We start from the raw sequence: 18692 nt of genomic DNA on the forward strand, positions 1-18692 counted from the left end.
ATATGTTATCGGCATTTGTTTGAGGGATCGATGATGTCAACCGATTGCAAAGAGGTGGTTCGCCGCTTCAACATTGAGGTCATTCAAAATGGGAGCGAAACCGAATTTCATGCCTTGATGGCTCCTCACTTTGTGAATCACGCTGCGCCGCAAGGAATGCCGAACGGCCCGGAAAGCATGTGGCACACCTTCCAGAATGTCCTTCGCCCAGCGCTATCAAACCTAGCCGTAACGATCCATGACCAGATCGCCGAGGGAGATAAGGTCACAACGCGCAAGACAATAAGCGGAGTTCATACCGGTACCCTGCTGGGCGTTCCGGCGACGGGACGGGACGTTTCCATTAGCGTTATAGATATTGTGCGAATTCAGGACGGCAAATATACAGAGCATTGGGGAGTGAACACCTTATCCAACGTGCTCGCTGACTTGTCGAAGGATTGATGCGACGAACTAGCACAGCCGTTCGATAACACCGATTGCGGCTTCGAGCGTTCGTCTGTCCGTGGCCGACAGGCGTTCCTCGATCAAACTGGCAATCTGCAATGTTCGGGCTTCGCGGGCGCGGGACAATTTCTCCTTTCCCTTCTCGGTAATGGAAAGAAGCTGGCTCCGCCCGTCTGCTGGATTTGGCATTTTGCTGATCAGGCCTTCAGATTCCAACTGACCGGCAACCAGCCGCATGCTCTGATGCCTGACGTTGCGGCGGTCTGCCAGTTCGGCGACGCTGAGCGGACCCGCCCGATCCAGAAGCGACAGCGTTTCTGACTGCGAGGTCGTCGGTGTATTTGCCTGCGTCTTTACGCCGCGAACGAATCTGCCGAGCGTGACACGAAGATTTTCCGCAAGCGCTAGCGCATCGCTATCTTTTTCGGAGCTGGCTTCTTCGCTGGCCATTTTCTTCTTCCGCCTAAACTGCACCCTCTAAACCTTTGCATAGACCGTGAAGAGCTAGAAGAGAAATAGCTTCGGCATGACCGCTTATGGCGCGAAGGGGAAGACCGCAGTTGGCCCAGAGCGGCCATGCTTCGATTACGCGCGGGCGTGGACCATGAACTTGGGAAAGCCGGACCGTTCGCACGATCGCTTCGCCCCAGCCTACGGAAGTTCGATCTCGCCGTCCACCACGTGGTTGAGGCCGGTGCCTTCCGCCGTTAGCGTCATGCGGACCTTCAACGTCTTGCCGCCGACCTGCCCCTTGCGCACCGTCTCCTCGATCTTGCGCTGGGACGTGACGCCGACTTCCTTCAGGAACTTGCGGATCGACATGTTGAAGGCGTCTTCGCTCATGGCGGAACTCCTCTATGTGCGGAAGGGATTGTAATGGAAGGTAAATCGTCAAGGAAGCCGCAATGACGCCCCATGCCCCAGAATCTGACGTGAAAAATTTCGGCGACAGATGACCGCTCCCGGCCCGAAGCGGTCACTAAAAGGCTGATCCAAACATGACTGAAAAAGGGTGGAAACTTGCCGTATGAGGCGCCTGTCGGAACGACGTGCAAGGAGCGGGCGTGGCCTCGCATATGCGCTGAGGCGTGCTCACTCCAGCGCCGGGTCACTGCGCGGGGCATTGAATGGAAATCGCTATGAAGCTTACGGCAGACCTTAGCCGCCGCGCCTAAGTATCTCGATGATGGTTCAAACCCACAGAATCATACAGGACGGTGTCGTCGAACGAGTTTTTCAGCAGCTTATTAATGTGCGACTTGGGAAGCTGCTGACATTAATTCTTCGGTACTCGGCGCCCGGCATACATTTTGGCCTCCCTCTTCGGCTTCTGTGAAACTCCAGCGAACAGTGCCTTCCCGATCGAGCAGGAACTCGCCGATAAGCGGCATGTGACCGGCGATCATAATCTGCTGGTCGGCCTCCGTCATTTCATACCGGTCCTTTTTCTCAAGAAAGTCGCCCGCCGCAGCCGGGTTCATCGGCAAGGGCAACTCCCCCGGCAGATCGATCCGCATTGTCATGACCGCGTCCATTCCCAGCTTGTGCGGCCATTCGGTTTCATTCTCCGTGAGCTCGAGGATGGGCAAACCGAAGGCGCGATGCGAAGCCCCCTCCGGGTCGGATGCGCTAAGAAGGTTGGGTAGCGGATGGTAACGGAAGTAGAGCCGCGCCCGTTCGACCGGCGTCTTGACCACGGCGAGACATTCGATCCCTTTCTCCTTCAGGGCCGGATTGAGTTGCGCCATCGCCGAGACATGACGCCGGCAGAACGGACAGTGTAGGCCTCGAAACAAACCGATCAATAACGGGCTACGGCCTCGAAAATCATCGAGCGCGATCTTGCCTTCGCGCGAGATCGCGTCGAGTACAACATTCGGTGCCCGGTCGCCCGGCTGCAGCGGGCGGTTGACACTACTCGTGGACATGAACAACCTCCTCGCCCCGGATCAGTCAAAAAAAGGCGGCATACGGGGGTCGAGCCCGTGCTGGGCGCAAACTCCCTACGCCGGGGCAAAGTAGCGTTCGGCCTCTGCCATATTGCCGACCTCGAGATTGAGCCTTGCAAGCCTATCATAGCACGGAAAAGGCATCTGCGGGTCGCCCGTTTCGCGAGCCATCTCGAGCGCCTCGTTCCCCAGGACGATCAACGGCCAGCGCGAGGTGTTCACGTTGGTCGAGCGCGCACGGTCGATCTCGATTGCCTTCTCGGCGGCGGTACACCTCACACGAGAGACTCCCGAATGCTATTGCGTTGAAGGTCAGGTTCCCGACCTTGTTTTGGACGCTCAAGTCTGCGACCACCAACGTCGTCAACGGGTCGTGAGCTGCCACACATGAAAGCTTATTCTGATGGCGGCGCAATCCTGCCATCTTTATCACCGCAGCAGTGCTCGAAACGGGCCGACGTTATTGAACGATGTGGGAGCATAACAGCGCTTGCGCATTCCAAAGGCTCAGTCTGGCGCTTGCGATCGGTGTCCTCGTGGGGATCGAGCGGTAATGGCGCGAACGGAGGCTGCGCCGGGCATCGGTTATGCGGTTCGGCTGGCAATCACGACCGGCATGGCAACACTTGCGGACGTAGCCGGCTTATTCCTGGCGTGAAGGTCTCACCGGCCAGACGCTTTTGGGCTACCCTCGTCAGGAAGTGGGAATAGCAGCAGACCCATCCTGCATGCTCTCGCCCCTTCTCAGGCGACGAGGTCATTCGCACTGATACGGATACGTCCATCCCGTTCGACATCGCCGCGATCGTACTTCGCAGAAGCAATCCGGCTGAAAAGATCGATATTTTCCTGCAGCCGACTCTCGTCGCAACGCGGCGGGTCATCGACGTCGAGAAGAGCTTCCCTGTCGATGACAACCATCTGATTCATACCGTCCGCATCCATTATCAGTAACGCTTCGTCGCCGGAGGATTTCATCATTCCGCTGACCAATTTCAATGACATTGCTCCATCTCCCGACTGGATGATCTCCCAAGAAAATCCTTCCACAGAAAAGCTTTTGGCCGTTCGGGCAGGCTACCGGTAGACTTATCCCGCCGCCGCGATACCTACCTTGATACATATCAATGGAAATGGCGTGGGGGTGGCCGGACAGCCTGACCAAGCGCGCATCTGGCGAAAACAGCATTTTCCGAATGCTATGGCATCACCTCAGAAATCCGGACTGTTGATGGCCGCAAATACAGACCAGATTGATCAGGCACTCTAAAGTGCATTCCTGATCGGAAACATGTCTTCGCCGTAATGGTGAAGCCTCGTGTGGTGCCGTCGGCATAACCACCGCACTCTTAAGGGTTCGTCGTATTGATCATGATGGGCATCGACTGCTTCGACCCCACAGACTTCACAGGTTTGTTTTTCCAGCTCGCCTGCCTTGACTGCTCGCTGCACGGCGAGGTGAGCATCATATTTGCCTGGATTGGCACGACGCCAATTCGCTTGGCGGGTATCGGTTTTCAGCATCGCTGCCTCATATAAGTCCACGCTCTTGTCGGAGAGATATCTGTATCACGATTTCGCGTGCCGGGCTTCCGGGGCGAAAATCCCGACAATTGCGAATCTACCTTGGCCGGCACGAGACTATCACATCCCCCTATGTCGCCGTGTCATCAATGGCTCCGCGCCGCACTCAGTAACACCCGTCAATCGCATCCGAATGAGGATCTGTTCGGGCTGCGGCCGGTTGGACGAATTTAAGGAGGGTCCGCGACCAGCGCAATTTCGCCAAAGACATAAGCGCAGCCTCCGTGGCAACGCCGGCTCAGCTTCCCACCACATGGGCGAGCTTTTCGGGATTGCGCACGAGATAGACCGCAGCGACCCGCCCCTCGGCATCGAGGTCGATGGCCATCACCGTATCAAGGCCAACCTCGGAACTGATCAGCATGCCGGCGCCGCCATTCACTTGGGTCGGTCCGAAACGCCATCCGCCGTCCGGCTGCTTGCGGGCGATATGCATCAGGAAATTTGCGACTTCCATCGGGCCATGAAGAACCCTGAGTGCCGCTATCACCTTGCCGCCGCCGTCCGAGATCAACTCGATATCCTCGGCCAATGTGGCGGCAAGAGCGTCGACGGAATCGCTCTGCACAGCAGCGCCGATCGCCATCAGCAGCCGCTCAACGTCGGCCGGTCTCGCCGCAAAGCGTGGCCGCCCCTCCTTCACCGCCTGCCGGGCACGCGAGGCGAGCTTGCGGACGGCGGTGGGCGAGCGGGCGAGCGTCTCGCCCACAGTGTCGAAATCCATGCCGAACAGGTCATGCAGAAAGAAGGCTGCGCGTTCGAGCGGCGACAGTGTCTCGAGCGTGCGCATGACGGCGAAGGAAATGTCGAGCTCGCGATCGCTCGGGCTCTCCGCCTCGATCACCGGCTCCGGCAGCCAGGGTCCGATATAGGTCTCCCGTCGTGCCTTGAGCTGCCTCAGCCGATCGAGCGCGGCATTGGTGACGACGCGGGCAAGCCACGCCTCGCGGTCGCGGACACTTTCGCTGGCGAGGAGCTTGATGGACGCTTCCTGTACGATGTCCTCAGCGTCGGTCACCGAACCGAGATAGCGATAGGCGAGCCGCACCAGCCGGCGGCGCAGCGCCTCCGGCATCGGCCCGACATCCCTCTCCTTAAGCGCTCTCATGCGACCTCCCGAAACTCAGCCGGCAGCAGGTCGCAGCTCAGTGCCGCGCCGATGCCCCGCTTTAAAGTGGGGTAGAATTGGCCAGCAGCGACGGCAGAAGCAAGGCCCCAGAGGCCCTTTTCCCCGAAGCGACACCGCGCCGCCTCGATCATTTCAGCAAGGTCGAACGAGTTCGCGAGAACGGCTGCCGCATAGTCGGCGGCAAGCCGCATGTCTGCATCCGCCGAACCCGGCCGGGCGATCGAGGCGAGCTGCTGTGCGCTGATGCCGGCTTCCTCCGCCATGCGAACCACCAGCATGGCGCAGGGCCCACATCCGGCCGTGCGCGCTGCGATGAATTTCGCAGAATAATATGGTGCAGCCGGCAGGCCGAAACGCTCCTGGGTGAAGGGTGTGAGCAAGGCGAGCTTGGCAAATCCGCCCGGGCTCAACTCGGCCAGATCTTCCATATAACCGACATCATAATCATAGCGCGCGCCGAATTTGCGCGCGGCATTCCGAAAGAGCCGCCTAAACATCGGTGGTCCTCCGCATAAACACGGCAAGCGGCATCAAGGCCGGCACGACGATCAGAGCGATATCCCGCACCGCATAGGCCGGACCGGTTCCATGCAGCCCCAATTCGGCGAGATGCAGCAGCCCATGGCCGAGCAGGAAGACGCTGGCAACAGCCACCAGAGGCCGTGCAATCGCCGCATACCGGCTCGCCATGCCGAGCGCGCAGCCGGCGCTCAGATAGCCAAGGCCGATGTCTAGAATGAAATGGGAATTGAACGGGCCAGTCTCCGTGACACCGGGTATGACGTTATACCAGAGCCGTGGTGCAGCCAGCATCAGTACCCCGTTGAAAAGCTGGAGGACGGAAAGGGCAAGAAGTAGCGGTCGCATGGAAAATCTCCTTTCGCTCACAAGGACGAAGGGAGCGGGAAAATGTGACATGCCCTTGCCAGAAATTTGGCCTGCGCTCCTGCAGCACGACAGTGCGCGCGGGCTATCAACCGAAATCCACCGCTGTCAGTTTGCAAGTCAGAAAGCGCCGCGTTCGCCTGACGTTCCGTATCTGCAGAAACCCAAGCGGTGTTGTTAGAACGCCATCATGTGTGACCAAGTCTGTTGACCCAATTCACGACTCTGGGAAATGTGCCTCCAGTGAATCAACTGCGGCTGGCGGCGATCAGGGCGTGCGCCGCATCGCGAAGCAAACCGGTGGCCTCTGACGCTGCATAATTTGTAGGATTCTAACGAAAATATGCAGTATCAATAATATGCTGAATAACTCTCAATTGGGCTGTTTCATCGGCGCTCGGATTGCAGAGCTCTCCCATACGGTGGATTTCGACCCCCACAACATCTCCCGGCTTCATCCAAGCGGTGGCTGACGCTTGGCGCCAATGCGTGCCGTTGAGAATGACATCGCCCGCGTCCAGGCGCGTGAAACTGGAGCAAATTTCGATCTGCCGTGCGATGTCGAAAATCATCTGACGGAAGTGTATCCTTGGGTGGATATCGGATTGAGTTGAGGAAAGCTTAGCTCACCGCATCAACGTGCGAGCGTTAGCCAATCGCCGATCGTTGTCCCAAAACGCCGCATGGAACGTGTTGCGGGGATGGCGGGGCGCTCGGTTGCCATGGTCTTTCTGACTTCACGCGGGCTCAGCCCGAATTCATGGCTGAACGCGCGCGTAAAATTGGCTGCAACGTCGAAGCCGGCGGCCTCGGCAATCTCCGAGATCGGCCTGTTGTCGGTCGGGTTGGTCAGATCCGCATATGCCTGCAGCAATCGACGTTTGCGAATGTAGTTGAAGACGCCCCCGCTCGTTTCGAACAATTGGTAGAGCCGCGTCCGCGAAATACCAAGCGCACGGCACATGACGTCAGGCGTCAAGCTATCGGAATGAAGATTGAGGTGAATATAGCGATGCGCCCGCTCCATCAGCCCCATATTGGTCTGTTCCTGACCGCGATCCAAACTTGCGGACGATGCAGCGCATGCAACGACCATATCGCCGATCGTCCGAATGATCCGCGGCGCCTCCTCCACCGTCAAATTGCCGAGGTTCGCTTCCAGGCCGTCGATATAGCTGACGAGCAATTCGGCGAGGCTACCGGAGAGGGCGATGTTGTGGGCGTTCTGCAGAAGGGGCGCATCACGGGTCAACAGTTCATAGGGCAGGAAGACGAGCACCGCGGCTGAATCGGTCATCCGCCCACGGTAGGGATAACCGAGAGACCTGAAAAATATCTCACCCGGGCCGGTCTCCGTGACATGGCGATTGGCCTCGGTCCAGGCCCGGCCGCTGCGAAGTATGCCGACGTTCCAGTGATCGATTGGGCTCGATCGCAGCATGGCCTGATCGCGAATATAGCTGCATGCCTGCACGCGCTGCTGGATGATGAGGATATCGCCGAGATGCCAGCCGGTCTGTTCCGCGAGAAAACCGTCGTCCTCAGCTTGTCCGTTCGGCAGGTGAACATCCACAAGCGGCGCCATATGTGATCGCCAGGACTGGAATTGTTCTTTCGGCGGCAGGTCTCGCGTCGAAAACCGCAACGGCACCAATGCAGGCGGAGCGTCCACCCGACGTTCTTTCTGCGGGGACGGTTCGCGCGGCCAGCGCCGCCGCTCCAGGTGGGCCGGCCATTGTTTCCCAGCAGCGGGGTCATCCCCAGACTCCGTAACCATCGAATTTCTCCAGCGCATAAGCCGGCTGAAACGTCCGCGCAGCCCATCCGACAAACCGAATCGACTGAAGTCCTACGTGCATAAGCTACTTATCATATTCCTTTACGAGCAGAAATGGACGGACCGATAATTTTCGGGATGCGGCGATAACGACAATTGCGTCCTGTTCCGGTATTTAAATGAGCAAGGGCTAGTTCCGAAGGACGTTTGGAAAGCCCGAATACTCACTTGCCAGTGCACTGCAGTTTCAAAGCACTCTCAACGTGAACGACACTAAATCACAACAAAATATGCAAGCAGAGGAGGATAGGTCGTGAACTATCGGGGCAATATTCGTGCGCGCTTTGCGCGAGCATCGGCTTACGACATGAATTCCTATCCGCATAACCCTCAGGCGCCAGGAAAAATTCCTATCGCCAATCGTGCGGGTTTCCTCTGCTCACCTTCGTGCGAGACGCTCCTGAGGCCGGACATCGGCAAATAAGGACGCGAAGGAGTTGCGCGCAGGCCGAGGTCGTCTGTGTCGATGCGTAATGAGGCCGAGGCTTGCACGCAACCCTTAACATATCCACCCATTGGCGAATTTGTGACGCTGCCCATTGGCAGAACGGAGGCTAAGATGACGACCGCATGTGATGAGAAACAAATCGAATTGAAGCCGATTTCGAACTGCAGACGAGAGGTCGAAGTCGCAATGGTGGAAATGCTCGTCAGCTTGCAGAAGCATGGGTGGTCGGCTGCGGAATTGGCATTGGAGCTCGCAGATGCCTCCGAAGATCTCGTCATGCTGATCGCGACCAAAAAGCTTCGACCGCATTAGAAAAGCGCGTGGAACTTTGCATTCACGTTACAGTAACATCGAGGCACCGCGGTCGAGATAGGTATCGAGGAATTGTTCGAGGCGGGGATTTCTCGGCTTCTTAAAGACCTCCTGGGGGGATCCGCTGAAGAGTACCTTGCCGTGGTCAAGAAAGATGATCTGCTGGCCGACGGTCGCAGCAAAACCTATCTCGTGCGAGACAACAACCATGGTCATGCCCTCGGCGGCCAGATCGCGCATGACGTTCAAGACTTCGCCAGTCAGCTCCGGATCAAGCGACGAGGTCGGCTCGTCGAACAGCATGATCTTGGGCTTCAGCGCCAGGGCTCGGGCAATCGCCACACGCTGCTGCTGTCCACCCGACAGCTGCGAGGGATAGTGCCCGGCCCGGCCCTCGAGGCCAACCTTGACGAGTTGGGCCATTGCCCGCTCCTCTGCATCCTTGCGGCTCAGCTTGTGAACCGTCTTCAATGCTTCGCTGACATTGCCGAGGGCCGTCATGTGCGGCCAGAGATTGAACTGCTGGAACACCATGCCGATTTGGGCGCGGATCGCCCGGTTGGTCGCGGCCGAGACGCGCTCGCGCCGTCCTTGCGAATCTTCGGTAAAGCCAAGCATCTCGCCGTTGATGGAGATCGTCCCGCGCGTTGCCTCCTCAAGAAAGGCCATGCAGCGCAAAAGGGTGCTCTTGCCGGAACCCGAAGGGCCGATGAGGCAGGAAACCCGTCCGGGCTCGATGGCGAGATCGATACCATGAAGGACCGTCGTCTCCCCGAAAGTCTTGATGAGATTCCGAACTGATATCGCGGGGACGCTCATGCGTTGAAAAACCTGAATCTGGAAAGTTTCGTTTCAGCAAGGTTGCCAAGCCAGCCGGTGACTTCGACGAGCACCCAATAGAACAGCGCCAATGCGGAGAGCGCTTCGACGAAGGCGTATTGCTGCGACCCGATTGCACTGAGCGTCGCCGTCAGCTCAGGCACGGTGATAATGGACAAGACTGCCGTCTCCTTCATCAGGATGACGACCATATTCACGGATGGCGGCAGCACCAGCATGGTCATTTCGGGCAATAGAATGCGCGTGACGATCTGTCCCTTTGTCAGGCCGACACATTCGCCGGCCTCGATATGGCCCTTCGGCACGGCTTGGAAGCCGGAGCGGAAGATCTCGCTGAAATAAGCCGCGCCATAGACCGAAATTCCGATCAATCCGGCGGGCATGGGGTCGAGTTCAAGGCCGACAAATGGGCCGCCGTAATAGACCAGGAATATCTGGATGAGAAACGGCGTGCCGCGCAGTACGGCTACGACGGCACCCAGCGCCCTGTCGATCAGCACACCGCTATATCGCCTGGCCACTGCCATCAGGAAGCCGATGACGGCTGCAGCGATGGTGCCGAGGATCCATATCATGATCGTCACGCCAGCACCACTGACGATGGCGGGCCACTGCCCGATGAGGACATTGATGTCAAATGTCACCGCGGCGCCCCCGGCAGTCTATTTTCGATCAGGCCGCCGGCATGCGCCACCAACCAGTTGATCACCAGATAGATGAGACCGGCGGATGCGAAGAGTTGCAGCGGCAGGAAGGTGCTGCCGGCAAGGTCCTGCGCCATGCGCGTCAGTTCGACGATGCCAACGACCGAGACCAATGACGACGCCTTGAGAATGAGAATCGCCTCGTTGACGAGAGCTGGAAACGTGAGGCGCAGGGCGATCGGAACCTTGATGCGTCGGAAGATCTGTCGCGGCGTCAGACCCACCATTTCCGCCGACTCCACCAGGCCTAGAGGCACGCTGGCAAAGCCGCCGCGCAGGTTCTCGGCCTGGTAGGCTGCCGTGCAAAGCGACAGGCCGATGATCGCGGCCACGATGCTCGGCACATTGATGCCGATGACCGGAAGCAGATTGTAGATCAGCAGCAGTTCTACCAACAGCGGCACGCCGCGAAAGAAGCTGATGAAAATCTGGGCAGGTCGCACGAAAAGCCCTCGCCCCGACAGCAGCATTCCCGAAAGGAGGATCGCAATCGCAAAGCCGATGAGGATCGACACAACACTGATGGTCACTGTGTAGATCGATGCCTGCAGAAGCAACTCGAAAAGTTTAACGGACATTGTTCAGATTTCGCTCGCTTGGCGGTGAGGAAGATCCGGTCGCATTGCTCGGCCACGCCCCTGCATCCCTGCGGGCATGGCCGATTTCCGATGACTGATCAGAATGCCGGGTCCTTAACGGAATCCGGTGTGTCGAAGCTGGCGCCGAACCACTTCTTCTGCAGCGTCGCCATCCGGCCGTCAGCTTTGATCTTCAGCATGGCGGCGTCGATTGCGTCCATCAGCGGCGCATGATCTGCATCCTTCAGGCCGATAAAGCCGAAGTAGGATTTTTTGCCAAACGGCGGCAGCACGACTTCGAATATGCCTTCACGTTGCTTCGCGACAAAAGCGATATTCGGCAGTGAGTTGGCAACACCGGCGATGCGGCCGGCCGCGAGATCCGCATAGGACTCGGTAAAGGCCGGGTATTCGCGGATATCGACCTTTGTCGGCAGGGTTTCGGAAAACTCCTTGAGCTGATCGAGTTGGGCGGTCGCCTTGCCGACGCCAATCTTCTTGCCAGCGATATCCTCCGGCTTGTTGATCGTCTGGTCGCCGGCCTTTTTCAGAATGGCGATGGTCGCCTCGGCAAGCGGCGGTGTGAAACGATAGCGCTCCATGCGCTTCTTGGTGATCGTCGCTGGGCCTGCGACGACGTCGAACTTGCCGGCTTCCAGCGCCGGGAAGACGCCATCCCAGGGAAGCGTTACCCATTCGATTTTCACGCCGAGTTCCTTGCCGATCTCGTTAAAAAGATCGACGTTCAAGCCGACATGTTCGCCAGCGTCGATAAAATCGAACGGTGCGAAGGCCGTCTCAGTGCCGACTTTCATGGTGCCAGCTGCCTTCACGGCGGCAAGCGTGTCGGCCCCATGGGCGGAAATCGTCGCGCCGAACAGAAATGCAGCGCCGACAAGCCCCTTCAGAAGCGAATTCTTCCTCATGTTTTCTCTCCAGTTTTTGCCCTTCCGGTGGAAGGTCCAAGTTCCCCAATCGTTGACCCGCCGAGCGGATTTCTCTGATCCGCTTTTGTCTATACAAATAGATACAGGCCGGCCTACACTGTCAAACGCTAAACTCGGCGGACGCAAGATTTGTGCCGCATAGCGCCGATAGCGGCTTTGGTGGAAATTGAATGTCATCGCTGGATCGAGGTGAGTTTTGGTCTCAATTCATCAGAGAATTTTCGAAGACATTGAAACCAGGATCATGGCCGGCGTCTGGCAACCTGGCCACCGCATCCCCTTCGAACACCAGCTGGTACAAGAGTATCAATGTTCCCGAATGACCGTGAACAAGGCTCTTTCAGCCCTGGCGGAACGCGGCATGATCACACGCCGCCGCAAGGTCGGCTCCTTCGTCGCCTCCCGGCAGATCGACCGCACCGTGATGGATATCCAAGATATTTCCACGGAAGCCGAATTGGCAGGGCATGACCACAGCTACAGGATCTTGCGGCGGAAGATCGAGACACTGGATGGTGCCACCGCGGCACAACTCGGCGAGACGACGGGAGCGGACATCCTGCGGCTTCACTGCCTGCACACCGTGGACGGCAAGCCAAATGCGCTGGAGCGGCGCATCATCATGCTCTCCATGGTACCGTCTGCCAGAGCCGAAAGCTTTGCTTCGGTTCCGCCCGGCAAATGGCTGCTGGACATGGTGCCTTGGTCAAAGGCAAGGCATGTCATTCGCGCGGTTTCGGCCGATGCCGCCACGGCACGCCTGCTTGAGACCGAACGTGGCAAGGCCTGCCTGACCCTGATCCGCCAGACATGGCAGAACAGCCGCACGGTCACTCACGTGGAGATCATCCATCCCGGCGACCGTTTCCAGTTCGCCGGCGACTTTCATTCGGCGGAGAGAGGCATACCGGATCAAGCGCCGCGGAGAAGCTCCTATTGACGATAAAACAGGTTATCAGGACAGTGCCTCTCAAGGGCCTGCAGGCGTTCGAAGCTGTCGGCCGCTGTGGCGGCGTAAGCGCCGCTGCCCTCGAGCTGAAGGTTTCCCCCGGCGCAATCAGTCAGCAGATCCGCAAGATCGAGAGCTTTCTCGGCGTCACCTTGCTGGAGCGCAACGGCCGCACTGTGGAGCTCACTCAATGGGGGCGGCTCTATCACCAGGAAATATCGAAGGGTTTCGAGCAATTCGCGCTTGCGGAACAGGTTTTGGAACGGGCGCGCAATGAGGATGCTCTGGTTCTGAGCGCCCTGTCTTCCGTCGTCAACAAATGGATAGGGCGCCGGATCTTCGACTGGCAGGCCCTTCATCCGAAGGCTCATGTCAGGATTGTCGGCCGCGACAAGGAACCGCGCATGGGCTTTGACGACGTCGATTTTCGCATCAGCTATGGATCGGATGTACTGCAGCATGAACACTATACCGAACTGTTCCGCGATTGGGTCGTGCCGGCCTGCTCGCCGGCGCTGATCAAGGGAAAGGCGCCCTCCGTCGCCCGCCTTCTCGAACATCCACTCCTGCATGTCGAATGGGAGCGGCATTTCACACCCTATCCAAGCTGGCGCGAGTTCGCTGCTAAGACGGGCACCAGGTTCGAGGAGAGCACGGCCGGTCTTTCCTTCACGCTGTCGAGCAGTGCGATTGACGCAGCCGTCAACAAGCGTGGCGTCGTCCTCGCGCAGATGTCTATGATTGCCGATGAGATCGAGGCGCAGACGCTCGTCATTCCCGTCGACACACGCATAGCACTGCGCGAAAGCTATTATCTCGCCTGGGATCGCGCAGCGTTGCAGAAGCCTCATGGGCGCGAATTTCGCGATTGGCTCGTGGCTGTTTCCCGTCAGCAGGCCCTGGCGTCCGCGCCCAGGCCAACACTTTAGAAAAACTAAAACAGAACTCAGCTGCGCAATATTGATGAGAAATCGCGCCTGACGATAATTTGCGCAGGCGGTTTCCCGCGGTGGTGTGACCGACATGGCAGGAGAGTTCGATGGCGCGACCCGATAAGATGAAACTCGGAACTTTCGTCTATACGTTCGGCTTTCATCCTGCCTCCTGGCTGCATCCGGCAAGCGACGTCAATGGCGCCAACGACTTCGCTCATCTGCTCGATGTCGCCAAACGATCCGAGGCTGCCAAATTCGATTTCATGTTCATGGCGGACTCTCCCGCCGCCGCCATCGGTGATGCGAATGCACTTGCCCGCATTCCGACCAAGATGAACCGTTTCGAACCCCTCTCGCTGCTCTCGGCTCTGGCGGTCACGACTGATAATCTCGGTCTCGTGGCGACAGTCTCGACGAGTTATTACGAGCCGTACAATGTCGCGCGTCTGTTCGCCTCGATCGACCATCTGAGCAGGGGACGCGCCTGCTGGAACGTCGTCACCTCCGACCACGACGAAACCGGTTATAACTTCAACCGCGAGGGGCTCGACCCGCATGCGTTGCGCTATGAGCGCGGCAACGAATTCGTCGATGTCGTGTTCGGTCTTTGGGACAGCTTCGAGGAAGGCGCGTTGCTTCTCGACCGTGAAAACGGTGTCTACTATGACAAGAGCAAACACCATACGCTCAATCACAAAGGCAAGCACTTCCAGGTTCGCGGCCCCCTCAACATCGCGCGAACGCCGCAGGGCCGCCCCGTCATTGCCCAGGCGGGCGGTTCGGAACCCGGAATGGACATGGCGGCGCGCACGGCAGAGATCGTCTTCAGCCTCGCCTCGAATATCGAGCGTAACCGGGCTTTCTACGAAAACGTCAAGCGCCGGATGCCGGCCCATGGACGTGATGCGGACGACCTGAAGATCATGCCGGGGATCGTTATCAACGTCGGTGAGACCGAAGCCGAGGCGAAGGCGAAGGTGGATTATCTGATCGATAAGATGCATCCGGATGTTGGCCGGCTGATGCTCTCCGAATTCCTCGAGGCGGACCTGCGCGACGTGGCCCTCGACAAGCCTTTCCCCATGGAGCGGCTGCCCGCCGCGCCAAAGGGGTCACGCGCTCTGTTCGACGAACTGGTCGATTTCGTAAGAAGCGGCCACACCGTCGGCGAACTCATCCGGCACTATGCCGAGAAGCATACCGGAAATGGCGTGACAGGCACGCCATCCCAGATTGCCGACTTCATGGAGGAATGGTTCGAGACGCGCGCCGCCGACGGCTTCATCCTGATGTTTCCGACCTTGCCGTCCAGTCTCGACGACTTCGTGCGGCTCGTCCTGCCCGAGCTTCGCCGCCGCGGACTGTTTCGCGAGGAATACGAGGGCAGAACTTTGCGCGAGAACCTGGGCCTGTCAATGCCGGCGAACCGCTTTGCCAAGACGCAATCATCAGGCCGATGAGCGCCCGGACCTTGATCAGCGAAGCGGACTTCAAGCTTTCGATGCGTCATCTGGCAGGTGCCGTCAGCGTCATCACCGTCGGCGACGGGGAAGACCGCACCGGCTTCACGGCGACGTCGGTCTCTTCATTTTCGGCGGAGCGGCCGTCCGTCATTGTCAGCGTCAATCGTGCGTCGTCCTCGTGGCCAGTGCTGCAACGGTACGGCTGCTTCTGTGTCAACGTGCTCGCCGCCGATCAGCAGACCGTGGCGCAATCCTTTGCTGGCGTTGATGGGCGCAAAGGCGCCGAACGTTATGGCGACGCGGGATGGTATCACCTGAAGACCGGCGCGGCCGTCCTTGAAAAGGCTCTTGCAGTGCTGGATTGCACGCTTGAAACCGCATTCCATCATCATTCCCATGCGATTTTGATCGGGCATATCTGCGCGATCCAAATCCGAAAGAGCATCGGGCCGCTTCTCTATTGGCGCGGCAATTATCATCAACTTTCGGCAGAGGCCGAGCGTCGCGGTCTAGAAAAGCCGCTCGGACAATAGGCCAATCGACGCGACATCCGCATTGGCAAAGGCAAGCCTGAGGTAACGCTCGTGTCCCTCGCCGAAATAGGCGCCGGGTAAACAAACGATTCCGGATTCCCGGGCGAGTTTTTCGGCCACCTCGGCAGACGATCGATCGGCGAAAGGGTGGCGAACAAAGGCGAAATAAGCGCCGATCGCTCCAATCTCCCAGCCTGGCAGCTTGGACACGACCAGCCTCAGCGCATCCGCCCGCCGAGCGATCTCTGCACGGTTGCCGGCCCGCCAGTCGGCGAGCAACGGGATGGCCGATGCAATGGCGGTCTGAGCCGAGCGCGGTGCGCAGATCTGCATGTTGTCCATCACCTTCGCGATTTCGGCGACGAGTTTGGGTCCTGCCGTGATCGCACCCAGCCTGTGGCCAGGAATGCAGAAGGATTTCGAGAAGCTGTAGAGAAGAACGAGCGTATCCTCCCAACCCGGCTCGGACAGCAGAGGGTGCGGCGGTCCGTAATCGGCGCCGAGGAAATCGCGATAGGTCTCATCGAGGATCAGCCAGGCGCCATATTTCCGGCAGAGAACAAAAAGCTCATGAAGCAGCTCCGGCGGATACACTGCCCCGGTCGGATTGTTGGGTGTAACGACCGCCAGCATCTTCGCGCCGGCCGCAAGTGCCGCCTCGGCCGAACGCGGATCGGGAAAGAACCCGTTGGAGGGATCGCAGTCGACCAATCGCCGCCCGATCCCCAGCATCGACAGCGTCGTGTCATGATTGAAATAGAAGGGATTGGTGAGTGCTACGGTATCGCCCGCACCGGCAAGCGCGATCGTGGCACACATGAACGCCTGATTGCAGCCAGCCGTAATGTGGATATTGCCGGCGGAAATGGCAGCGCCGTAAAGCTCGGCAACATGGGCAGCGTAGGTCTTGCGCAATAAAGGCTCGCCCTCGATCGGCCCGTATCCCGTCATCGCCTGTTGTCCGGCCGTCTCGCCGAGAAGCCGCAGCATCTCCGGATGCGCGGGATAGCCGGGCACGGCTTGTGACAGATCGATGAGTGGACCCTTTAGCCCTTTGTATTCACGGCCCCAGGCAACGACGGACGGAATGGGCGGGGCAGAAAGGCGGGAAACGAGCGAATTGGATTTTGCGGCGGTCATAACGATTTCTCTTTGATCCCGATTGCTACAACGATACCAATGGCTTTCTCAACCTCTTTGTTGGGTGAGACGAAACTGAGGCGGAGACGCATGCCGATGGTGTGGGACAAAATGCGGCTTGAACAGCTGCGCGCGGAATTTGCGGACACCAATGGCGGCGAGATATTCGATGAGAAGTTTCGGAAAGTGGCGGAGAAGATCATCTCCAAAAACGGCACGCGACTGGCGCCATATTCAGGAGTGCCAACTTTCCTCAGCGCACCCTATATGCAGGTCGCGGCCGAAGAGCCGGACTTCGGCAATCTCCAGGTCGCAATCACCGGAATCCCGATGGATCTTGGTGTCACCAATCGCCCGGGTTCCCGTTTCGGACCGCGCGCACTTCGCGCCATCGAAAGGATTGGCCCGTACAATCACGTTCTCGCCACGGCGCCGGTTTTTGATCTTCGGGTCGCCGATATCGGCGACGTTTCGTTCCAGAGCCGTTACCGGCTGGAGCTCAGCCACGACGACATCGAAAGGCGCGTTGGCCAAATCGTTGATGCCGGCGTTGCCCCGCTTTCCGTCGGAGGCGATCATTCGATCAGCCATCCGATTTTGAAGGCCATCGGCCGGCAACAACCAGTCGGTCTTATCCATATTGATGCCCATTGCGACACAAGCGGCGCATTTGATCGGACGAAGTTTCATCATGGCGGACCTTTCCGGAACGCTGTACTGGATGGCGCACTCGACCCGACAAGAACAATCCAGATCGGCATCCGTGGTTCGGCCGAATATTTGTGGGAATTCTCCTATGCGTCGGGAATGACCGTGATCCATGCCGAGGAGATCAGCGGAATGGGGATCGCGGCGGTCGTCGCCAAGGCAAAATCCATCGTCGGCGACGGCCCAACCTATATTTCCTTCGACGTTGACAGCCTGGATCCAAGCTTTGCACCCGGCACCGGCACGCCCGAGGTTGGTGGATTGACCACGCGTGAGGTTCTTGAATTGATCCGCGGGTTGAAAGGCATAAACCTGGTGGGCGGCGACGTCGTCGAAGTTGCGCCGCAATATGACGCAACGAGCAACACTGCCCACGCCGCAGCGCAGGTGCTCTTCGAGATCTTGAGCCTGATGGTGTTCAGCCCATCGATCGGCAGACGCTGAGCGTTCTGTCCAAGGAATGCGGGCAGTCTCCGGGCCAACCTGTAGAAAGCCAGCGATCGGCGCTGCTGTCCAAAATCAGGCTGAGCCCCAAACCGACGAATGTCGGGAACTGCCGATCCCCATGTGTGCTAGTTGCTGTTGACCGCATTTCACAACTCTTGGAAATTTGCCTCAAGTGAATCAACTGCGGCTGGCGGCGATCAGGGCGTGCGCGGCATCGCGAAGCAAACCGGTGGCCTCGCCGGGTTCGAAGACCTGCATGCTGACAAAGGCGCCGTTGATCAGCACCGCGAGTTGCCCGGCAAGCCGGTCGGGTGCCGCGACCGCCAGTCTCCCGGCGATGGTCTTCAGGCGACGCCGCATTTCCCGCATGTGGGCTTCTGCGACTTTGCGGGCGGGGTGGCCGGCTTCCGGAAACTCGGCCGCCGTGTTGATCTGCGGGCAGCCCCGGTAATTATCCCGCCCGACCCGTTCGCCGATCCACTCGAAATGGGCGTCGAGTTCAGTCAAAGCGTCATCCGCATGCTGTTCTGTTACCTGGTCCCAGGTGCTCCAGAAGTCCAGGTCCTCGCGCTTCAGGAAGGCCGCGATCAAATCGTCCTTCGTGCCGAAATGGCGGTAAAGGCTGGTTTTGGCGACGCCGGATTTTTCAACCACCAGATCGACGCCGACGGCACGGACGCCGCGGCGGTAAAAGAGTTCTGATGCCGTCTCGAGAATTCTGTCCCGCACGTCGTTCACGGCTGGGGCGGGTGCGTTCACTGTGCTTTTCGTCATTCATGTATCTCCAATTCAGTCACCCTAGCAGAAAGTGGATTGACACGCTACAGACCTGTATGTTTTTTAAGTACAGACAGGTC

23 protein-coding genes and 1 pseudogene are annotated in these 18692 nt (G+C 58.7%); 7 read left to right on the plus strand and 17 right to left on the minus strand.

The features are described 5' to 3' along the window. The first annotated feature begins 30 nt into the window (after positions 1-30). Positions 31-444 (plus strand): ester cyclase, encoded by a 414-nt coding sequence (locus tag ACS4RS_RS29475; protein WP_439012510.1) that lies wholly within the window; start codon positions 31-33, stop codon positions 442-444. A 9-nt stretch (positions 445-453) separates the two neighbouring features. Here the strand turns inward: ACS4RS_RS29475 and ACS4RS_RS29480 are convergent, their stop codons facing one another. From ACS4RS_RS29480 to ACS4RS_RS29530, 11 genes and pseudogenes are all read right to left on the minus strand, one after another. Then, a complete protein-coding gene (locus ACS4RS_RS29480) occupies positions 454-897 on the minus strand; it encodes a MarR family transcriptional regulator (RefSeq protein WP_439012511.1) in 444 nt (147 codons plus the stop codon). Between the two features lie 201 nt (positions 898-1098). After that, a complete protein-coding gene (locus tag ACS4RS_RS29485; RefSeq protein ID WP_064830019.1) occupies positions 1099-1290 on the minus strand; it encodes a DUF6494 family protein in 192 nt (63 codons plus the stop codon). A 404-nt stretch (positions 1291-1694) separates the two neighbouring features. Next, positions 1695-2375, minus strand: coding sequence for a peroxiredoxin-like family protein (locus ACS4RS_RS29490; protein ID WP_439012512.1), 681 nt, complete (start codon positions 2373-2375; stop codon positions 1695-1697). 78 nt (positions 2376-2453) lie between these two features. Continuing rightward, a pseudogene (locus tag ACS4RS_RS29495) lies at positions 2454-2663 on the minus strand (hypothetical protein); the annotation flags it as partial. Positions 2664-3140: 477 nt separating this feature from the next. Then, on the minus strand, positions 3141-3401 hold the full coding sequence (locus tag ACS4RS_RS29500) for a hypothetical protein (protein WP_439012513.1): 261 nt from the start codon (positions 3399-3401) through the stop codon (positions 3141-3143). Positions 3402-3662: 261 nt separating this feature from the next. Next, positions 3663-3920 (minus strand): hypothetical protein, encoded by a 258-nt coding sequence (locus ACS4RS_RS29505; RefSeq protein ID WP_037080160.1) that lies wholly within the window; start codon positions 3918-3920, stop codon positions 3663-3665. A gap of 298 nt (positions 3921-4218) precedes the next feature. After that, positions 4219-5088: an RNA polymerase sigma factor SigJ gene (gene sigJ, locus ACS4RS_RS29510; protein ID WP_439012514.1), complete on the minus strand. Its 870-nt coding sequence runs from the start codon at positions 5086-5088 to the stop codon at positions 4219-4221. Next, positions 5085-5606, minus strand: coding sequence for a hypothetical protein (locus tag ACS4RS_RS29515; protein WP_439012515.1), 522 nt, complete (start codon positions 5604-5606; stop codon positions 5085-5087). Before ACS4RS_RS29515 ends, sigJ begins: the two co-directional genes overlap by 4 nt. Continuing rightward, entirely contained in the window at positions 5599-5976 is a 378-nt protein-coding gene (locus ACS4RS_RS29520) for a hypothetical protein (protein ID WP_439012516.1), read from the minus strand. Before ACS4RS_RS29520 ends, ACS4RS_RS29515 begins: the two co-directional genes overlap by 8 nt. Positions 5977-6326: 350 nt before the next feature. Continuing rightward, a complete protein-coding gene (locus ACS4RS_RS29525) occupies positions 6327-6566 on the minus strand; it encodes a fumarylacetoacetate hydrolase family protein (protein ID WP_439012517.1) in 240 nt (79 codons plus the stop codon). 62 nt (positions 6567-6628) lie between these two features. Further along, positions 6629-7771: a helix-turn-helix domain-containing protein gene (locus ACS4RS_RS29530; RefSeq protein WP_439012518.1), complete on the minus strand. Its 1143-nt coding sequence runs from the start codon at positions 7769-7771 to the stop codon at positions 6629-6631. 619 nt (positions 7772-8390) lie between these two features. On the opposite strand from ACS4RS_RS29530, the gene ACS4RS_RS29535 reads away from it, so the two are divergent. Then, complete coding sequence (locus tag ACS4RS_RS29535) at positions 8391-8591, plus strand: hypothetical protein (protein ID WP_012555661.1); 201 nt, start codon at positions 8391-8393, stop codon at positions 8589-8591. Positions 8592-8618: 27 nt separating this feature from the next. Here the strand turns inward: ACS4RS_RS29535 and ACS4RS_RS29540 are convergent, their stop codons facing one another. The 4 genes from ACS4RS_RS29540 to ACS4RS_RS29555 form a co-directional block, all read right to left on the minus strand. After that, on the minus strand, positions 8619-9410 hold the full coding sequence (locus ACS4RS_RS29540) for an ATP-binding cassette domain-containing protein (protein WP_439012519.1): 792 nt from the start codon (positions 9408-9410) through the stop codon (positions 8619-8621). After that, the gene (locus ACS4RS_RS29545; protein ID WP_439012520.1) at positions 9407-10075 is read right to left on the minus strand and encodes an ABC transporter permease subunit; all 669 of its coding nucleotides are present in this window, start codon (positions 10073-10075) and stop codon (positions 9407-9409) included. Before ACS4RS_RS29545 ends, ACS4RS_RS29540 begins: the two co-directional genes overlap by 4 nt. After that, on the minus strand, positions 10072-10713 hold the full coding sequence (locus ACS4RS_RS29550) for an amino acid ABC transporter permease (RefSeq protein WP_179610962.1): 642 nt from the start codon (positions 10711-10713) through the stop codon (positions 10072-10074). Before ACS4RS_RS29550 ends, ACS4RS_RS29545 begins: the two co-directional genes overlap by 4 nt. A gap of 98 nt (positions 10714-10811) precedes the next feature. Further along, entirely contained in the window at positions 10812-11639 is an 828-nt protein-coding gene (locus ACS4RS_RS29555) for a transporter substrate-binding domain-containing protein (protein ID WP_439012521.1), read from the minus strand. 217 nt (positions 11640-11856) lie between these two features. Here ACS4RS_RS29555 and hutC point away from each other — a divergent pair, with 217 nt between their 5' ends. The 4 genes from hutC (at position 11857) to ACS4RS_RS29575 (ending at position 15540) form a co-directional block, all read left to right on the plus strand. Continuing rightward, the gene (gene hutC, locus ACS4RS_RS29560) at positions 11857-12600 is read left to right on the plus strand and encodes a histidine utilization repressor (RefSeq protein WP_439012522.1); all 744 of its coding nucleotides are present in this window, start codon (positions 11857-11859) and stop codon (positions 12598-12600) included. Further along, positions 12597-13538 (plus strand): LysR substrate-binding domain-containing protein, encoded by a 942-nt coding sequence (locus tag ACS4RS_RS29565; protein WP_439012523.1) that lies wholly within the window; start codon positions 12597-12599, stop codon positions 13536-13538. The genes hutC and ACS4RS_RS29565 overlap by 4 nt, the downstream gene beginning before the upstream one ends. Before the next feature lie 110 nt (positions 13539-13648). Then, positions 13649-15004, plus strand: a complete 1356-nt coding sequence (locus ACS4RS_RS29570) for an NtaA/DmoA family FMN-dependent monooxygenase (protein ID WP_439012524.1) — start codon at positions 13649-13651, stop codon at positions 15002-15004. Continuing rightward, complete coding sequence (locus tag ACS4RS_RS29575; protein WP_439012525.1) at positions 15001-15540, plus strand: flavin reductase; 540 nt, start codon at positions 15001-15003, stop codon at positions 15538-15540. Before ACS4RS_RS29570 ends, ACS4RS_RS29575 begins: the two co-directional genes overlap by 4 nt. On the opposite strand, the gene ACS4RS_RS29580 is transcribed toward ACS4RS_RS29575, so the two are convergent. Continuing rightward, positions 15517-16680: an aminotransferase gene (locus ACS4RS_RS29580; protein ID WP_439012526.1), complete on the minus strand. Its 1164-nt coding sequence runs from the start codon at positions 16678-16680 to the stop codon at positions 15517-15519. The two genes, ACS4RS_RS29575 and ACS4RS_RS29580, sit on opposite strands and share 24 nt — an antisense overlap. A 96-nt stretch (positions 16681-16776) precedes the next feature. Here ACS4RS_RS29580 and speB point away from each other — a divergent pair, with 96 nt between their 5' ends. Further along, on the plus strand, positions 16777-17832 hold the full coding sequence (gene speB / locus ACS4RS_RS29585; RefSeq protein ID WP_439012527.1) for an agmatinase: 1056 nt from the start codon (positions 16777-16779) through the stop codon (positions 17830-17832). Between the two features lie 180 nt (positions 17833-18012). Here speB and ACS4RS_RS29590 read toward each other — a convergent pair whose 3' ends face one another. Continuing rightward, positions 18013-18609, minus strand: coding sequence for a TetR family transcriptional regulator (locus tag ACS4RS_RS29590; protein ID WP_439012528.1), 597 nt, complete (start codon positions 18607-18609; stop codon positions 18013-18015). Positions 18610-18692: the final 83 nt, after the last annotated feature.

Origin of the sequence: Rhizobium sp. F40D2 (assembly GCF_051810745.2) — a bacterium.
Taxonomy (GTDB): Bacteria; Pseudomonadota; Alphaproteobacteria; order Rhizobiales; family Rhizobiaceae; genus Rhizobium.

Coding starts and splice junctions, on each gene's coding strand:
- ACS4RS_RS29475 (WP_439012510.1), top strand. CDS start 31: ATGATGTCAACCGATTGCAAAGAGGTGGTTCGCCGCTTCAACATTGAG.
- ACS4RS_RS29480 (WP_439012511.1), bottom strand. CDS start 897: ATGGCCAGCGAAGAAGCCAGCTCCGAAAAAGATAGCGATGCGCTAGCG.
- ACS4RS_RS29485 (WP_064830019.1), bottom strand. CDS start 1,290: ATGAGCGAAGACGCCTTCAACATGTCGATCCGCAAGTTCCTGAAGGAA.
- ACS4RS_RS29490 (WP_439012512.1), bottom strand. CDS start 2,375: ATGTCCACGAGTAGTGTCAACCGCCCGCTGCAGCCGGGCGACCGGGCA.
- ACS4RS_RS29500 (WP_439012513.1), bottom strand. CDS start 3,401: ATGTCATTGAAATTGGTCAGCGGAATGATGAAATCCTCCGGCGACGAA.
- ACS4RS_RS29505 (WP_037080160.1), bottom strand. CDS start 3,920: ATGCTGAAAACCGATACCCGCCAAGCGAATTGGCGTCGTGCCAATCCA.
- sigJ (WP_439012514.1), bottom strand. CDS start 5,088: ATGAGAGCGCTTAAGGAGAGGGATGTCGGGCCGATGCCGGAGGCGCTG.
- ACS4RS_RS29515 (WP_439012515.1), bottom strand. CDS start 5,606: ATGTTTAGGCGGCTCTTTCGGAATGCCGCGCGCAAATTCGGCGCGCGC.
- ACS4RS_RS29520 (WP_439012516.1), bottom strand. CDS start 5,976: ATGCGACCGCTACTTCTTGCCCTTTCCGTCCTCCAGCTTTTCAACGGG.
- ACS4RS_RS29525 (WP_439012517.1), bottom strand. CDS start 6,566: ATGATTTTCGACATCGCACGGCAGATCGAAATTTGCTCCAGTTTCACG.
- ACS4RS_RS29530 (WP_439012518.1), bottom strand. CDS start 7,771: ATGGTTACGGAGTCTGGGGATGACCCCGCTGCTGGGAAACAATGGCCG.
- ACS4RS_RS29535 (WP_012555661.1), top strand. CDS start 8,391: ATGACGACCGCATGTGATGAGAAACAAATCGAATTGAAGCCGATTTCG.
- ACS4RS_RS29540 (WP_439012519.1), bottom strand. CDS start 9,410: ATGAGCGTCCCCGCGATATCAGTTCGGAATCTCATCAAGACTTTCGGG.
- ACS4RS_RS29550 (WP_179610962.1), bottom strand. CDS start 10,713: ATGTCCGTTAAACTTTTCGAGTTGCTTCTGCAGGCATCGATCTACACA.
- ACS4RS_RS29555 (WP_439012521.1), bottom strand. CDS start 11,639: ATGAGGAAGAATTCGCTTCTGAAGGGGCTTGTCGGCGCTGCATTTCTG.
- ACS4RS_RS29570 (WP_439012524.1), top strand. CDS start 13,649: ATGGCGCGACCCGATAAGATGAAACTCGGAACTTTCGTCTATACGTTC.
- ACS4RS_RS29575 (WP_439012525.1), top strand. CDS start 15,001: ATGAGCGCCCGGACCTTGATCAGCGAAGCGGACTTCAAGCTTTCGATG.
- ACS4RS_RS29580 (WP_439012526.1), bottom strand. CDS start 16,680: ATGACCGCCGCAAAATCCAATTCGCTCGTTTCCCGCCTTTCTGCCCCG.
- speB (WP_439012527.1), top strand. CDS start 16,777: ATGGTGTGGGACAAAATGCGGCTTGAACAGCTGCGCGCGGAATTTGCG.
- ACS4RS_RS29590 (WP_439012528.1), bottom strand. CDS start 18,609: ATGACGAAAAGCACAGTGAACGCACCCGCCCCAGCCGTGAACGACGTG.